Source organism: Halomarina halobia, from assembly GCF_029338575.1.
Taxonomy (GTDB): domain Archaea; phylum Halobacteriota; class Halobacteria; order Halobacteriales; family Haloarculaceae; genus Halomarina; species Halomarina halobia.
Genome location: NZ_CP119992.1, coordinates 38,517 through 52,376 on the forward strand (window position 1 = coordinate 38,517; position 13,860 = coordinate 52,376).

Below are 13,860 nucleotides of genomic sequence, written 5' to 3' on the forward strand. Positions count from 1 at the left end.
GTGAGTCACGGTAACGTATGTTTTGTGGTCGCACGACGCGCGCGGCGAGCGGGCCTTCCCCGGACGGTTCGACGGTTAGAGAGGGCTTACAGTCGGTTAGGGGAGGTACCGAACGCTGACGACGCCGTCGGCCGCGCGCACCTCGACCCGGGCGACGCCCAGTCGGGCCGCGCGACTGGGCGTCCCCTCGTCGTCGATGACGTCGTCGACCGCCTCCCTGACGCGTTCGGGTTCGACCGACAGCACGTGGATCTCTCCGACGCCCGCGCGGTCCCGACGGGTGAGTTCGCCCACCTCCTGGTGGGCGGCGATCTCGCGCTCCTGGGCGGTGGGCGGTTCGTCGCTCCGTTCGATCGAGAGCGAGCGGCGCGACTCGACGTCGACCACGCGCCAGGCGACCCGGAGGGGCGGTTCGGGCGCGAGCGTCGCGTCGAGCACGTCGCGCTCCTCGACGCCGGGGTTCTCCGCGAGCGCGTGCACCTGGCCGTCGTGGACGTCCTTCAGGACGGCGCTGTCCGCCTCGGCGTGCGTGACGAGAAACGTTCCCTCCTTCTCGTCCTGCGTCTCCGTCATGTCCCGGGATAGGCGAGCGCGGGCCTTGTCGGTGTCGGGAGTCGCCGAGTCAGCGCAGGTGGCGGTGGAGGAGGTACATCCCGACGGCGACGGCGATCGGGGGGAGGAGTCCGACGGGGCGGGGAAGCGAGTAGAGGAGTACGGCGACCGCCCCCGCGCTCCGCGCCTGCTGGTCCGCCGGCGTCGTGATGACCGCCGCGAGGTAGAGCGAGAGGATGAACAGGAACCCCGTCGCGGCGAACAGGCGGTCGTAGCGCGCGTCGTGCGTCCCGCGGCGGTGGTGTCGCGCGACGAAGAGAACGGGCGCGAGCAGCGGCGCGACGGCGAACAGGCCGACGACGATGAACAGCGGGCGGACGAACGTGAACGATCCCGCGCCGGCCGCGGCGGTGCTCCCGAGGAGGACGACGAGCGCGAGGCCGAACAGCGAGCCGACGGCGAACGCGAGGAACCCGCCGACGACCACGTACAGCTTGAACAGGAGGGAGTCGCTGGACCGGAAGGCGTAGGGGAACGCCCCGAACAGTCCGCGATAGGTCCGCTCCTCGGTCGCCGTGCTCATGCGCGCCCGTTGGCGGCCCCGCCGATTAAGCGGCCCGGTCCGGCGTCGGTTCGTATCGTCGGCAGGGCGTCACTGAACGAAGCGGACGCCCCGGGGCGTGTCCACGACCGTCACGCCGGACCGGCCGACAGTATACCTATCACCCCCCGCGGCGAGTCCACGCACATGCACCTCGACATCGGCAACGCGCTCGCCGGGATCGCCCGCCCGGGCGTCTCCCGCGACTCGCTCGACCGCCTCGACGACTGCGTCGCACGCGCCCACGAGCGCATCGAGCGCGGCGTCGAGGAGCGCGAGTTCGGGTACGCCGCGCTCGCGCTCCCCGAGACGACCGCCGCCGCCGAGATCGAGCGCGCGGTCGCCCCGCTCGCCGACAGCGAGGCCGTCCTCACCGTCGGCATCGGCGGGAGCGCCCTCGGCGCCGCGACGGTCTCGGCCGCCCTCGGCCGCGGCGACGCCGACGCGTACGTCCTCGACAACGTCGATCCGCGCCGCGCGAACGAGCTCCTCGCGGCCCTCCCGCTCTCCGAGACGGCCGTCCACGTCGTCTCGCGCTCCGGCACCACCGCTGAGACGCTGGCGAACTTCCTCGTCGTCCGCGAGGCCATGGCCGACGCCGGGGTGGACTGGACCGAGCGCACCGTCGTCACGACCGGCGAGGACGGCCCCCTGCGCGCGCTCGCGGACGAGCACGGCCTGCCCGCCCTCGACGTGCCCGAGGGCGTCCCCGGCCGCTTCTCGGTCCTCTCGTCGGTCGGCCTCGTCCCGGCGGCGATCCAGGGTCACGACCTCGACGGGCTGCTCGCCGGGGGGCGCGCCGGGATGGACGCCCTCGCGCCGAGCCTCTACGAGTGCCCGGCCTACGGCTACGGCGCGGCCTGCCACGCCCTCGAGGTGCGCGGCGCGACGACGAACGTGTTGATGCCCTACGCCGAGCGCCTCGAGTACTTCGCGGAGTGGTTCGCCCAGCTGTGGGCCGAGAGCCTGGGCAAGGACGGGCTGGGACAGACGCCCGTCCGCGCGCTCGGCGCGACCGACCAGCACTCCCAGCTCCAGCTCTACCGCGCCGGTCGCCGCGACAAGCACGTCACGCTCGTGCGCCCGCGGGAGCGCCCGGAGCGCGCCATCCCCGAGACGGGCATCGAGGGGCTGTCGTACCTCGGCGGCTCCGACCTCGGGACGCTGCTCGACGCCGAGTTCGAGGCGACCGAGGCCAGCCTCGCGGCGGCGGGCCTCCCCAACGTCCGGATCGAGATCGACGCCCTCGACGCCGAATCGCTCGGCCGGCTGCTCTACGACGCGGAGGCCGCCTGCGTCCTCGCCGGGGAGCTGATGGGCGTCTCGACGTTCACCCAGCCCGCCGTCGAGTGGGGCAAGCGCGCCGCCCGCGGCCTGCTCGGCGGGGGCGACTTCGAGGAGGCCGAGGCCGTCGCCGGGAAGGAACGACTCGTGATCGAGTGAACGACGAGCGCAGTGGCGTTCAATCGGTGGCGGCGTTCGATACCTCGAACGCGTTCGCCGCGCGGCGATCTCGATCGAACTTCCTCTAATCCGAGTAGGGAGAAACCGCCTCGAAAGCCCTCGCGCTCTGGACTCGTGCGCCACACGCTGTGCTCCTCGGCTCACTCCCACCGCTGGACTCGCTACGCTCGTCCAGCGCGTTCCCGCTCACTCCGTTCGCGGGAACGCCGGTCGTTCGCCTGCGGTGCTTGCGGTGTCGTACTTCGTCCAGGACCTTCGCCCTTTCAGTCCGCCAGGAGACTCACGTAGCTCGTCTCCTGTGCCCCCGTTCGCTCGCGGTGCTCGCTCACGGGAACACCAGGGTTCCCTACCCAACTCCGTCGCGCACGCACCAGAGCGCGCCCGGCAGTGTGGCCGAGAGGGCGTCTCGTCGCCCGATCCGGGGAAAGGCAGGCGTACTGTGCGGTGCTGTCCCCTGGCGTCTCCGTGAGCGAGTGCAACGAGCGAACGGGGACTCAGGAGACGAGTACGACGAGTCTCCTGGCGGACTGAAAGGGCGAGGGCTCCCGTCGGCTCCCGGCCGACGTAAGCACCGTAGCGAAGCGAGGAGCGTGGTTCGAGAGAGCGTAGCTCTCTCGTCATCTCGAAAGGCGCGAAGCGCCTTTCGGCGACAGCGAGGCCCGGAGTCACGAGAGCCCGAGGGCTTTCGAGGTGTTCCGTTTGCGGTTAGTTACGTGGGTGAGGGCTCTAGAGGTGATCTCTGTCCCCTGCCTTCGAGCGCGAGAGCTTTCCGGACGTTGTTGACCCAACCGTCGAGCGGGAGGGGCGTTCGGGGCGTTCCGTCCCGAGACATCTATTCCCCCCATGATTTAGTCGAACCCTCCCCTGAGCGGATCGCAAAAGACCTATTCGCGGGGTGGCCGTACGCCGGCCAATGAGCGAGCGCGGCGTCGGGTCGGCCGTCGGGGGGACGCGATGAGCGGGGCGACCGACGCGACGCCGAGCGCCGGCCTCGACGAGCGGCTGCGGGCGCTCTCGTTCGCGGTCGGCATCGCGCTCGTCGCTTACGCCGTCGGCAACGTCACGCTCGCGGTCGTCGCCGTCTTCCTGCAGTCGGCCGGGGTCGCCCTGTTCGACGACCGCGCGCTGCTCGTGCTCCTCGGGACGTTCGCGATCCAGGGGGTCGGCTACTGCGGCGCGGTCGCCGTCTACGTCGACCGCTCCGGTCGGCGCGACCTCCTCCGCGTCCGCGCGCCGACGGCGCGCGACCTCGCGGTGGTCGTCGTCGGTTTCCTCGGGTTGCTCGGGGTCCTGTTCGGACTCGACGTCCTCTTCGACGCGCTCGGAATCCGACTGGCCGAGTCGAACATCGTCGCCACGGGCCTCGGCAGCCCGTCGCTCCTGCTGGTGCTCGCGGTCCTCTCGGTCGTCCTCGTCGGCCCCGCCGAGGAACTCCTCTACCGCGGCCTGATCCAGGGTCGCCTGCGGGAGACCGTCGGCCCCGTCGGCGCGGTCGCGCTGACGAGCGCCATCTTCGCGCCGGTTCACGTCTTCGGGCTCTCGGGGTCGCCGCTGGCCGTCGCCGCCACGCTCGGGGCCATCTTCGTCCTCTCGCTGGTGCTCGGGACGCTCTACGAGCTCACGGGGACGCTCGTCGTTCCCGCGCTGATCCACGGTCTCTACAACGCCTCGCAGTTCCTCATCGCCTATCTGGGGGTCGGCGGCGGGGTCTGACCCGCGACAGACGGGCGTCTGACCGGTGTTTATGGCCCGCGCGACGGTACTCCCGTCGTATGCGGCGGTACACCCTGCTCTGCGAGGAGCACCTGGCGCGCGAAGTCGAGTCTCTCGCCCACGAGTACGGAATCAGGCAGGAGGACGTCCTCCGTCAGCTCATCGTGGCGGGGCTCGAGAGCCTCGAGGCCGGCGGCGGGGTGGAGCTGAAGACGGACGGCGACTAGCGCTTTCGGGTCAGTTCGCTTCCGCAGATCGGACAGCGGTCCTCACGGTCGTCGAACGTGCGACCGCAGCCGGTACACTGGAACGTCCACGCGCGCTCCTCGGAGATGCCCTCTCGCTCGATGGTCTCGACCGAGAGGTCGAGTCGGCTCGCGACGTTCTGCATCGCGTAATCGTCGGTGACGAGCGTCGCGTCGAGTTCGAGGGCGGCCGCGAGCAGCGCCACGTCCGTCGCGGAGAGCACGCCGCGGTCGCCCGACCCGGTCGCGGCGCGTCGGACGCGCTCGACGGACGCGTCGCTCGGGACGTGGACGCGCATCCCGGATCCCTCGAAGGCGTCGAAGCGGTAGACGCTCCGCCCCGAGAGCTCCTCTCTGACGCCCGGAACCGTCGCCGTCGGCCCGTCGACGGCGTGTTCGCGGATGAACGCGGACGCGTCGAGAACGCGCATCTATCGCCGGATGACGATGTGGTCCTTGACGGCCTGCACGGCGTTGACCGGCACGAGCAGGTTGCCCTGCTCGTCCTCCTCGAAGCCGATCTCGTGGACGTGGCCCTGGGGCTGCACGACGAGTTCGTTCAGCGCGCCCGTCTTCAGATCCATCGTGATGTTGTACAGCTGTCCCAGCTTCGCGCCATCGGAGCCGATGACGTCCTTGCCCGAGAGGTTCTCCGCCAGTATCTCTGCCATCACCGCACCGTTCCCGTCGATACGATATAAACTCGGTGGAGGTGTCGGACGCGCGTCGTCTCCCGTCGCACCTGCACTAACCTGTCCTTGCGGACCGTATCGTGACATTAATTAAGTACCTATAGCCGTCTCTGACGGTATGGATCGACGAACACTACTCAGGCGCGGACTGGTGGTCGCGTCCGTCGGCGTCGCCGGGTGCCTCGGCGACGAGGGCGAGGACGGGAACGGCTCGCAGTCCGGCGGAAACGGGACGAACGGAACGAACGCGACCGACGACGGGAACGCGACTGGCGACGGAAACGCGACCGACGGCACGGGGGCGGAGAACGAGACGGGGAACGGATCGGCCGATAACGGGACCGAGAACGGAACCGGAAACGAGTCGACCGGGAACGAGACGGGGTCCGGAGCCGACTCCCCCGCCGTGGTGGTGACCGTCGGGCCGGGCGACGAACTGCGGTTCGACCCCGAGTCGGTCGAGATCGAGGCCGGCGACGCCGTCCGCTGGCGCTGGGAGGACGACGGTCACAACGTGAAGCCGACCGCACAGCCCGACGGCGCGGAGTGGACCGGGACGCCGGGCGACGACTCGAAGCTCTACGACACGGGGTTCGAGTACACCCACACGTTCGACGTCGCGGGCGAGTACGAGTACGTCTGCATCCCGCACCAGTCCGCGGGGATGCGCGGGTCACTGACGGTGCGCTGAGCCGGACCGCTTCTGAAAGACTTAACCGGAGCGACGAGGTGTAGCTATACAAGGGGTCTCTCTTTATGTCTGACACGGACACCACCACCGGCCCGAACGCCGACGGCGAGGGTAGCGGTCTCAGGACGCCGATAGTGGCGGTACTGGGCCACGTCGATCACGGCAAGACCAGCCTCCTGGACAAGATACGCGGGTCGGCCGTCATCGAGGGCGAGGCGGGCGCGATCACCCAGCACATCGGCGCGACGGCGGTCCCCCTCGACGTCATCTCCGAGCTCGCGGGCAGCCTCATCGACCCCTCCGACTTCGACCTGCCCGGCCTGCTGTTCATCGACACGCCCGGGCACCACTCGTTCTCGACGCTGCGCGCCCGCGGCGGGGCGCTCGCCGACATCGCCGTGCTCGTCGTGGACGTGAACGACGGCTTCCAGCCCCAGACGCTCGAGGCGCTCGACATCCTGAAGCGCACCCAGACGCCGTTCGTCGTCGCCGCCAACAAGATCGACACGACGCCCGGGTGGAACCCCCAGGAGGACGCGCCGACGCTCCGGACGATCGACGCCCAGAGCGACCGAGCGGAGAACACGCTCAACCAGCGGCTCTACGAGATCATCGGCGAACTGAGCGAGAACGGTTTCTCCGCCGACATGTACTGGCGCGTGCAGGACTTCCGCGGGAACATCGGCGTCGTCCCCGTCAGCGCGCTGACGGGCGAGGGCGTCCCGGACCTGCTCACCGTCCTGATGGGTCTGTCCCAGCGCTACATGAAGGAGGACATGGAGGTGAACCTCTCCGGGCCCGGGGCCGGGACGGTCCTCGAGGTCAAGGAGGAGCGCGGGTTCGGGACGACCCTCGACGTCGTGCTCTACGACGGGGTCGTCCGCACCGACGACACCATCGTCGTCGGGGGGAAGAACGAACCCATCGTCACCGAGGTGCGCGCGCTGCTGCAACCGCGCCCGCTCGCGGAGATCCGCACCGAGAAGCGCTTCGAGCAGGTGGAGGAGGTGACGGCGGCGGCGGGCGTGAAGATCGCCGCGCCCGACCTCGACGACGCCATCGCGGGCGCGCCCGTCAGGGTCGCTCGCGGTCGGCCGGTCGAGGAGGTCGTCGCGGCGGTCGAGGCCGAACTCGCCGAGATCGAGGTGGACACCGCCGAGAACGGCATCGTCGTCAAGGCGGACACGCTCGGCTCGCTCGAGGCGATCGCGAACGCGCTCGAGGAGGCGGAGGTGCCCATCGTCCGCGCCGAGGTCGGCGACGTGGCCCCCCGAGACGTGGCCGTCGCGAGCACCGCCGACGACCCGAAACACGAGGTCATCCTCGCGTTCAACGTCGACGTGCTACCGGACGCCGAACAACAGGCGCGGGAGCGGGACATCAGGGTGTTCGAGGACGACGTCATCTACCAGCTGGTCGACGAGTACGAGGAGTTCGTCGCGGAGATCGAGCGCGCCCAGCAGACCGCGGTGATGGACAAGATCTCTCGCCCCTGCCGGTTCCGCGTCCTCGAGGATCACGTCTTCCGACAGAGCAACCCGGCCGTCGTCGGCGTCGAGGTCGCCTCCGGGACGCTCCGGCGCAACTCGCCGGTCGTCGCCTTTCAGGGGAACACCCCGCGTCGCGTGGGCGTCCTCAAGAGCCTGCAGGCCCAGGGCGAGGACGTCGACGAGGCGCGCAGCGGCGAACAGGTCGCCGCCGCCATCGACGGCCCCACGGTCGGCCGACAGATCGACGAGGGCGACGAACTCTGGACGGAACTCCCCGAGAAACACGCGAAGATCCTCGAGCAGGAACTGATTTCGGACATCCCGGCCGACGAGCGCGAGGCGCTCAGCCAGTACCTGGAGCGACGTCGCAAGGTCGATCCCTTCTGGGGGAAGTGACCCCCGTCCGTCGGCGACCGACCCACCCCAGCCCGACGATCCTCCACCGTCCTTTCAGACAGGAGACGAGAGACGAAATTAAAGTGCGCCGGTAATAACTATTAATTAGCCGGCGCTCGTCCGTCCTAGTGCCATGACCGAGAGCGCCGCGGTTCACTGTCGGTACGACGCACTGCTCGCAGCGGTCGCGGTCGCGCTCGCAGTCGGCGGCCTCGTCGGGTTCGCGTTCGCGATTCCGGTCGCGGTCGGCCTCGCGATCGGGAGCGTCCCGGCGACCGGTCTCGTCGGATACGCCCTGTTCGTCGACCCCCCTCGCGAGTGAGCGTCGAACACAACGCTTGTACTCCCCGCCTCCGACGGACGCGCTGTGGCGCTCGTCTCGATTTTCGCGTCGGCCATCGCCCCCGTCATCGCCATCGGCGCGGTCGGCTATCTCCTCGGTCGCACGCAACGTCTCGACGTCGGTCCGCTCAACACCGTCGTCGTCTACGTCTTCGCCCCCGCGCTCGTCTTCCACAGCCTCGCCACGACGACGCTCGACGGCGCGACGATCGCGAAACTCACGGTCGGGGTGACCGCGTTCATCCTCGTCATGATCGCGATCGCCGCGGCGGTCGGTCGGTTCGCCGCCGACGGCGAACCGCTGTTCAGCGCCTTCGTACTGACGAGCGCCTTCGCTAACTGCGGCAACTTCGGCATTCCGCTGTCGACGTTCGCGTTCGGTGCCGTCGGGCGGAGTACCGCCGTGCTCTTCACCGCGGTCCAGAGCGTCATCGTGTACACCCTCGGCGTCTACATCGCCGCGCGTAGCGGCGGCGGCAACCCGCTACGCGGGGTTCGGCAGGTGTTCGGTATCCCGCTCGTCTACGCCGTGTTCGCCGCCATCGGGCTGCGCTGGCTGGGCGTCCTCCCGCCCGCGGACAGCAGCGCGATGCAGACGCTGAAGCTCGTCGGCGACAGCGCGATCCCGCTCATGCTCCTCATGCTCGGCGTCGAACTCACCGGGACCGACGTGCGGGCGGCGCTCGGGAGCGTGAGCGCCGTCAACGGGCTGAAACTGCTCGTCGCTCCGGTCGTCGCCGTCGTCATCGTCCTCGCGCTCGCCCCGGCGAACGCGACCGCGGCGAGGGTGTTCGTCCTCGAGTGCGCGACGCCGGTGGCGGTCACGCCGCTCATCCTGCTCATCGAGTTCGGCCCGGAGGCGGAGGGACTGTCGGGTGCGGAGTTCGTCAGCGCGGCCGTGCTCACCTCGACGCTCCTCAGCACGGTGACGCTGACGGCACTCATCGCGCTCCTGCAATCGGGAGTGATCGTGTGAGGAACGTGATCGAACGCGTCGCGTTCGCTGCCCTATCCGGCCGTCGGCGCGACGTCGTCCACCGCGTGCTTCACCTGGATGGCCGCCCCGGCGGCGAGCTCGTGGATCAGGGCGACGCGCTCCTCTTCGGTCGCGTCCGTGGGAACGCCGGTCGAGACGACGCGCCCCACGGGCGGCTGGACCGCGACGGTCGCCTCGGGGCCGGAGAGCCCCTCCCGGAGCTCCGAGCCGACCGCGAACTCGTCGGGCAGGAGGGCGCGCACGCTCTCCGTCATCGCGGTGAGGTCCGCGCGCAGCGTTTCGACCTGCTCCGGCGTGAAGTCGGCCTCCGTCGGATTGCCCGCGTAGGGTGAGTTACCGTGCATTCGCCCGACCCTGGGTGCGAGAGGATAAAAAGGGTGCGGGCTCAGAGCAGCGGGACGCTCTCGCCGTACACCGCGAGCGCCACGGCGGTCGTGTACCCCTCCGCGTCGGCGTCGGCGGTGACGAGTTCGCGCCCCTCGTCGACGAACGCCCAGTCCCGGAGTGCCCGCCCGGCGGCAAGCCCCTCCTCCAGTCGCGCTCGTACGGTCGCCGCGTCGCTTCCGGCGGCCTCGTAGAAGATCCCGCGGCCGCTCGCCTCGGTCGTCCACGCGAGGCCCGCGACGGCCGTCCCCTCGGCGACCGTCGCGCGCGCCTCGACCACGGTCAGGCGCTCGCCCGCCGGTCCCAGATCGGGGGCGGTGCCGACGCGCTCTACGTGCGCGCCGGCGGGGATGACCGACGACACGCTCACGAGGTTGTAGTTGTGGATCCCCGCCTCCGCCAGCGCGGCGTCGTACGACGCCATCCGCGTGGGGCCGCTCGCCGCGCCGCGCACCACTCGAATCAGTCCCATTACCGGTACGAGGGGGAGCGCGCGAAAAGCGGTTGCGCTTCGCGGGGACGTTCGACGGGGGCGCTCACCGACCGCGAGAGGCGCGGGGAGCGTGGTACCCGGCTTTGGCGAACGGGCGACGCCGCGGGCGAGATCCGGTTCGCGGGGCGTGGGGTCGCACAACCGCAGACGCCCCGCGGCGACTCTCAGGTCACACGGACGCTGGTCCCGCTCTCGGATATAAAGGTACGGACGACTGACCTCATCACTACCGCCGACGCCAGCGCGCTGTACCGCGAGCGAACGCAGTGAGCGAGCGGACCGAGGAGCGACCAGAGGGAGCGACGAGGGTTTTGATCCAGCTTTTCCCAGGGAGCCGCGGCCGACCGCGAAGCGGGTCGGCCGTCAGCGACCGCAGGAAAAGGTGGTTCAGTAGAAGGCGACCGGCGTCCCGGGTGAGTCGTCCTCGTCGGTGATCTTCGCGCGGGCGTCCTCGAAGTCCCGCATGGTGACGGTGGTGCGGTCGTCGCGGATGGCGAACATGCCCGCCTCGGTGACGAGGCTGGCGAGGTCGGCACCGCTGAGCCCCTCGGTGCGCTCCGCGAGCGCGTCGAAGTCCACGTCGTCTACGTCCATCCCCTCGGCGTGGATCTCGAGGATCCGCCTCCGTCCCTCGTGCGCGGGTTCCGGCACCTCGATGAGTCGGTCGAAGCGGCCGGGGCGGAGGATGGCGCGGTCGAGCATGTCGAAGCGGTTGGTCGCCGCGATGATGCGGATCTCGCCGCGTTCGTCGAAGCCGTCCATCTCCGAGAGCAGTTGCATCATGGTGCGCTGGACCTCGGCGTCGCCGCTGGTCTTCGAGTCGGTCCGCTTCGACGCGATCGCGTCGATCTCGTCGATGAAGATCACCGCCGGTTCGCGCTCGCTCGCCAACTGGAAGAGGTCGCGGACGAGCCGGGACCCCTCGCCGATGAACTTCTGGACGAGTTCGGAGCCGGCCATCTTGATGAACGTCGCGTCGGTCTCGTTGGCGACGGCCTTCGCGAGCATCGTCTTGCCCGTGCCGGGGGGACCGTGCAGGAGCACGCCCGCCGGCGGCTCGATCCCCACGGAGTCGAACTGTTCCGGGTTGAGCAGGGGCTCCTCGACGGCCTCGCGCACCTCGAGGATCTGCTCGTCGAGTCCGCCGATGTCCGCGTAGGTGACGTCGGGTCGCCCCGTGACCTCCATCGCCTGCGCGCGGGCGTCGGTCTCCTGTTCGAGGATCCGCTGGATCGTGAACGAGTCGTTGATCGCGACGCGGTCGTCGATCTCGAGGTCGTCGCGCAGTCCCGGGGGGACGTCCGTCAACACCTCCTGGTTGTTCCCGTGCTGCTTGAGCACCACCTCGTCGTCCGCGATCTCCTCGACGGTGGCGATGTACCGCGCCGCCGACTTGAGCGCCTCGTTCTCCCGCTGGAGCTCGTCGACGTCGTCGCGGAGCGCGTCCCGTCGCGATCGGGCGTCGTCCAGTTGCGCTTCGAGCTGCTCGTTCACCGCCACGAGACGGCTGAAGTGATCCTGCAGCGCGTCCAGCCGCTCGGTCTGCGACATCTCGGGGCTGAGTTCGAGTTGGGGGCGATCCGGCAACGAGGGGCTGCGTGACATAGGGGTATCGAACGTACGCATCTGAGCTAAAAGTGACTTTGGGTCCCGTCAGCCTTACGTTATTCGAGCGAACTCCCCCAGGTACTCGTTGTACGTCTCCAGGGCTGTCTCGATGGGGGCACGACTGGACATGTCGACGCCCGCCCCCCGAAGGAGCGAGAGCGGATACTCCCGAGAACCGGAGCGCAGGAAGCGCAGGTAGTCCTCCGCGGCCGGTTCGCCCTCCTCGAGGATGCGATCCACCAGCGCCACGGCGGCGCTGATGCCCGTCGCGTACTGGTAGACGTAGAACGACTGGTAGAAGTGGGGGATGCGCATCCACTCGCGGGTGATGTGCTCGTCGACGCGCGCCGGCTCGTAGTAGGCGCGCTTCAGGTCGCCGTAGAGTCCGTCGAGGCGGTCGGGCGTGAGCGCCTCGCCCTCCTCGGCGAGCTCGTGAGCGGCGTGCTCGAACTCCGCGAACATCGTCTGGCGGAGCAGCGTCGAGCGGAACCGTTCGAGGTACTCGTCGAGGACGTGCCGGCGGAAGTGCTCGTCGTCGACGGTCTCGAGCAGGTGGTGGGTCAGCAGCGCCTCGTTGACCGTGCTCGCCACCTCGGCGACGAAGATCTCGTAGCCGCTGTAGACGTACGGCTGCTCGTCGCTGGTGAGATCGGAGTGCAGCGAGTGGCCGAGTTCGTGCGCCAGCGTGAACATCGAGGCGATGTCGTCCTGGTAGTTGAGCAGGATGTACGGCTGGGAGTCGTAGGTCCCGCCGCTGTACGCCCCCGAGCGCTTGCCGCGGTTCTCGTAGACGTCGACCCAGCGCGACTCGAGGCCCTCCGCGAGCCGCTCCCGGTAGTCCTCGCCCAGCGGCGCGACGGCCTCGATCACGTGCTCCTTGGCCTCCTCGTATGGTACCTCGGGGCTCTCGCCCGCGGCGAGCGGGGCGTAGAGGTCCCACATCTCGAGTTCCTCCACGCCGAGTACCTCGCGCTTCAGCTCGGCGTGTCCGTGCAGCGTCCCGATGTTCTCGCGGACGGCCTCGACGAGCGTGTCGTACACCTCGACGGGGACGTTCGGCCCGTCGAGGGCGGCCTCGCGCGCGGTGTCGTAGTTCCGCGCCCGGGCGAGCTTCACGTCCGCCTTGACGCTGTTCTTGTAGGCCGCGCCGACCGCGTTACGGACCGTCTCCCACTCCCCGTAGAAGGACTCGTGGACCGTCCGGCGGAACTCGCGGTCCGGGTGCTTGAGCAGCTTCGTAAAGTTGCTCTGGGTGATCTCGACGGGCTCCCCGCCGGGGTCCTCGACGGTGGGGAACTCCATGTCGGCGTTCGTCAGCATCGTGTAGACCTCGCCCGCCGCGCCCGTCACCTCGCCGAGCTCCGCGAGGAGGTTCTCGACCTCCGTCGAGCGGGTGTGGGGCTTCATCCGGAGCACGTCGTCGAAGTAGTGGTCGTACTCGGCGAGCGCCGGCTCCTCCTCCGCGTACGCCTCGATGGTTTCGCGGCTCTCGGCCTGGAGCTCCGGTTCGATGTAGCTCGCGGCGCTCTGGGCGTTCGAAACGAGCGACTGCGCCCGGGCGAACAGCGCCTGGTACTCCTGGTCGCGCGTGTCCTCGTCCGAGCGCATCCGGGCGTAGGCCGCCACGTTCGAGACGGTGCGCATCGTCCGCTCGTAGACGGAGAGCACCTCGCGGAGCGTGGCGGCGTCCTCCGTGGTCCGACCCTCGTAGGCCTCCAGGTCCTCGATGAGCTCCTCGGCCTCCTCGAAGGCCGCCTCCCACTCCTCGTCGCTCGCGAAGATATCGTCGAGATTCCACTTGTGCTCCTCGGCGACCTCGCCTCGATCGGGGACGGTACTCATGGCCGTGCGTTAGTCCGTCTCGCATTAAGAACCTCGCCATTCGAACCGGTCCGCCGTCGGGCGGACGTCACCCCGTTCCCATGCGGAGCAGTTCGACGAGCCCGTAGCCCAGGACGATCCACCCGGCCACGAGGGCGAGGACGGACACGACCGCCACGGGGACGACCGAGTCGAGCAGCACCCCCGTCAGCCCCAGGTACGCGTGCAACTGGAAGAGGGCGGACGCGACCTCGACGATCCCGGTGAGGCCCATGGCGACGAGCACGCTCCCGAGCGAGAGCGCCCCGACGGTCTGGGGAACGCGGCCGCGACCCGTACTGATCGTAGACATATTTTACTGTTACGTTGGT

At 69.5% G+C, this 13,860-nt stretch carries 16 protein-coding genes; 7 read left to right on the top strand and 9 right to left on the bottom strand.

Annotated elements, in window-relative coordinates:
• Window positions 1-96: 96 nt before the first annotated feature.
• Both P1K31_RS00165 and P1K31_RS00170 read right to left on the bottom strand, forming a co-directional pair.
• Entirely contained in the window at window positions 97-573 is a 477-nt protein-coding gene (locus P1K31_RS00165) for a DUF5812 family protein (RefSeq protein WP_276304251.1), read from the bottom strand.
• A 49-nt stretch (window positions 574-622) separates the two neighbouring features.
• Window positions 623-1,135, bottom strand: coding sequence for a DUF8056 family protein (locus tag P1K31_RS00170; RefSeq protein WP_276304252.1), 513 nt, complete (start codon window positions 1,133-1,135; stop codon window positions 623-625).
• A 165-nt stretch (window positions 1,136-1,300) separates the two neighbouring features.
• Here P1K31_RS00170 and P1K31_RS00175 point away from each other — a divergent pair, with 165 nt between their 5' ends.
• The 3 genes from P1K31_RS00175 to P1K31_RS00185 all read left to right on the top strand — a co-directional run bounded on the left by P1K31_RS00175 (window position 1,301) and on the right by P1K31_RS00185 (window position 4,557).
• Window positions 1,301-2,596, top strand: a complete 1,296-nt coding sequence (locus P1K31_RS00175) for a phosphoglucose isomerase-related protein (protein ID WP_276304253.1) — start codon at window positions 1,301-1,303, stop codon at window positions 2,594-2,596.
• A 975-nt stretch (window positions 2,597-3,571) separates the two neighbouring features.
• Window positions 3,572-4,330, top strand: a complete 759-nt coding sequence (locus P1K31_RS00180; RefSeq protein ID WP_276304254.1) for a CPBP family intramembrane glutamic endopeptidase — start codon at window positions 3,572-3,574, stop codon at window positions 4,328-4,330.
• A gap of 59 nt (window positions 4,331-4,389) precedes the next feature.
• Complete coding sequence (locus P1K31_RS00185) at window positions 4,390-4,557, top strand: CopG family transcriptional regulator (RefSeq protein ID WP_276304255.1); 168 nt, start codon at window positions 4,390-4,392, stop codon at window positions 4,555-4,557.
• Here P1K31_RS00185 and P1K31_RS00190 read toward each other — a convergent pair.
• Both P1K31_RS00190 and P1K31_RS00195 read right to left on the bottom strand, forming a co-directional pair.
• A complete protein-coding gene (locus tag P1K31_RS00190; RefSeq protein WP_276304256.1) occupies window positions 4,554-5,006 on the bottom strand; it encodes an NOB1 family endonuclease in 453 nt (150 codons plus the stop codon). The two genes, P1K31_RS00185 and P1K31_RS00190, sit on opposite strands and share 4 nt — an antisense overlap.
• Complete coding sequence (locus P1K31_RS00195) at window positions 5,007-5,246, bottom strand: PRC-barrel domain-containing protein (protein ID WP_276304257.1); 240 nt, start codon at window positions 5,244-5,246, stop codon at window positions 5,007-5,009.
• 139 nt (window positions 5,247-5,385) lie between these two features.
• Between P1K31_RS00195 and P1K31_RS00200 the strand changes: the two genes are divergently transcribed.
• From P1K31_RS00200 to P1K31_RS00215, 4 genes are all read left to right on the top strand, one after another.
• Complete coding sequence (locus tag P1K31_RS00200; protein WP_276304258.1) at window positions 5,386-5,958, top strand: plastocyanin/azurin family copper-binding protein; 573 nt, start codon at window positions 5,386-5,388, stop codon at window positions 5,956-5,958.
• Window positions 5,959-6,023: 65 nt separating this feature from the next.
• The gene (infB, locus tag P1K31_RS00205) at window positions 6,024-7,844 is read left to right on the top strand and encodes a translation initiation factor IF-2 (RefSeq protein ID WP_276304259.1); all 1,821 of its coding nucleotides are present in this window, start codon (window positions 6,024-6,026) and stop codon (window positions 7,842-7,844) included.
• A gap of 133 nt (window positions 7,845-7,977) precedes the next feature.
• A complete protein-coding gene (locus P1K31_RS00210) occupies window positions 7,978-8,166 on the top strand; it encodes a DUF8015 family protein (protein WP_276304260.1) in 189 nt (62 codons plus the stop codon).
• A gap of 45 nt (window positions 8,167-8,211) precedes the next feature.
• Window positions 8,212-9,162 carry an AEC family transporter gene (locus P1K31_RS00215; RefSeq protein WP_276304261.1) on the top strand — a complete coding sequence of 317 codons (951 nt, stop codon included), beginning with the start codon at window positions 8,212-8,214 and terminating at the stop codon, window positions 9,160-9,162.
• Between the two features lie 32 nt (window positions 9,163-9,194).
• Here P1K31_RS00215 and P1K31_RS00220 read toward each other — a convergent pair whose 3' ends face one another.
• From P1K31_RS00220 to P1K31_RS00240, 5 genes are all read right to left on the bottom strand, one after another.
• Window positions 9,195-9,527, bottom strand: coding sequence for a DUF5811 family protein (locus P1K31_RS00220; RefSeq protein ID WP_276304262.1), 333 nt, complete (start codon window positions 9,525-9,527; stop codon window positions 9,195-9,197).
• A 41-nt stretch (window positions 9,528-9,568) separates the two neighbouring features.
• A complete protein-coding gene (locus P1K31_RS00225; RefSeq protein WP_276304263.1) occupies window positions 9,569-10,039 on the bottom strand; it encodes a pyruvoyl-dependent arginine decarboxylase in 471 nt (156 codons plus the stop codon).
• A gap of 408 nt (window positions 10,040-10,447) precedes the next feature.
• Window positions 10,448-11,665, bottom strand: a complete 1,218-nt coding sequence (gene pan2, locus P1K31_RS00230) for a proteasome-activating nucleotidase Pan2 (protein ID WP_276304264.1) — start codon at window positions 11,663-11,665, stop codon at window positions 10,448-10,450.
• A 54-nt stretch (window positions 11,666-11,719) separates the two neighbouring features.
• Window positions 11,720-13,510 carry an oligoendopeptidase F gene (pepF, locus tag P1K31_RS00235; RefSeq protein ID WP_276304265.1) on the bottom strand — a complete coding sequence of 597 codons (1,791 nt, stop codon included), beginning with the start codon at window positions 13,508-13,510 and terminating at the stop codon, window positions 11,720-11,722.
• A gap of 67 nt (window positions 13,511-13,577) precedes the next feature.
• A complete protein-coding gene (locus P1K31_RS00240) occupies window positions 13,578-13,841 on the bottom strand; it encodes a hypothetical protein (RefSeq protein ID WP_276304266.1) in 264 nt (87 codons plus the stop codon).
• Window positions 13,842-13,860: the final 19 nt, after the last annotated feature.

Excerpts from the sequence above, each read along its gene's own strand:
- P1K31_RS00165 (WP_276304251.1), bottom strand. The coding sequence starts at position 573 with ATGACGGAGACGCAGGACGAGAAGGAGGGAACGTTTCTCGTCACGCAC.
- P1K31_RS00170 (WP_276304252.1), bottom strand. The coding sequence starts at position 1,135 with ATGAGCACGGCGACCGAGGAGCGGACCTATCGCGGACTGTTCGGGGCG.
- P1K31_RS00175 (WP_276304253.1), top strand. The coding sequence starts at position 1,301 with ATGCACCTCGACATCGGCAACGCGCTCGCCGGGATCGCCCGCCCGGGC.
- P1K31_RS00180 (WP_276304254.1), top strand. The coding sequence starts at position 3,572 with ATGAGCGGGGCGACCGACGCGACGCCGAGCGCCGGCCTCGACGAGCGG.
- P1K31_RS00185 (WP_276304255.1), top strand. The coding sequence starts at position 4,390 with ATGCGGCGGTACACCCTGCTCTGCGAGGAGCACCTGGCGCGCGAAGTC.
- P1K31_RS00190 (WP_276304256.1), bottom strand. The coding sequence starts at position 5,006 with ATGCGCGTTCTCGACGCGTCCGCGTTCATCCGCGAACACGCCGTCGAC.
- P1K31_RS00195 (WP_276304257.1), bottom strand. The coding sequence starts at position 5,246 with ATGGCAGAGATACTGGCGGAGAACCTCTCGGGCAAGGACGTCATCGGC.
- P1K31_RS00200 (WP_276304258.1), top strand. The coding sequence starts at position 5,386 with ATGGATCGACGAACACTACTCAGGCGCGGACTGGTGGTCGCGTCCGTC.
- infB (WP_276304259.1), top strand. The coding sequence starts at position 6,024 with ATGTCTGACACGGACACCACCACCGGCCCGAACGCCGACGGCGAGGGT.
- P1K31_RS00210 (WP_276304260.1), top strand. The coding sequence starts at position 7,978 with ATGACCGAGAGCGCCGCGGTTCACTGTCGGTACGACGCACTGCTCGCA.
- P1K31_RS00220 (WP_276304262.1), bottom strand. The coding sequence starts at position 9,527 with ATGCACGGTAACTCACCCTACGCGGGCAATCCGACGGAGGCCGACTTC.
- P1K31_RS00225 (WP_276304263.1), bottom strand. The coding sequence starts at position 10,039 with ATGGGACTGATTCGAGTGGTGCGCGGCGCGGCGAGCGGCCCCACGCGG.
- pan2 (WP_276304264.1), bottom strand. The coding sequence starts at position 11,665 with ATGTCACGCAGCCCCTCGTTGCCGGATCGCCCCCAACTCGAACTCAGC.
- pepF (WP_276304265.1), bottom strand. The coding sequence starts at position 13,510 with ATGAGTACCGTCCCCGATCGAGGCGAGGTCGCCGAGGAGCACAAGTGG.
- P1K31_RS00240 (WP_276304266.1), bottom strand. The coding sequence starts at position 13,841 with ATGTCTACGATCAGTACGGGTCGCGGCCGCGTTCCCCAGACCGTCGGG.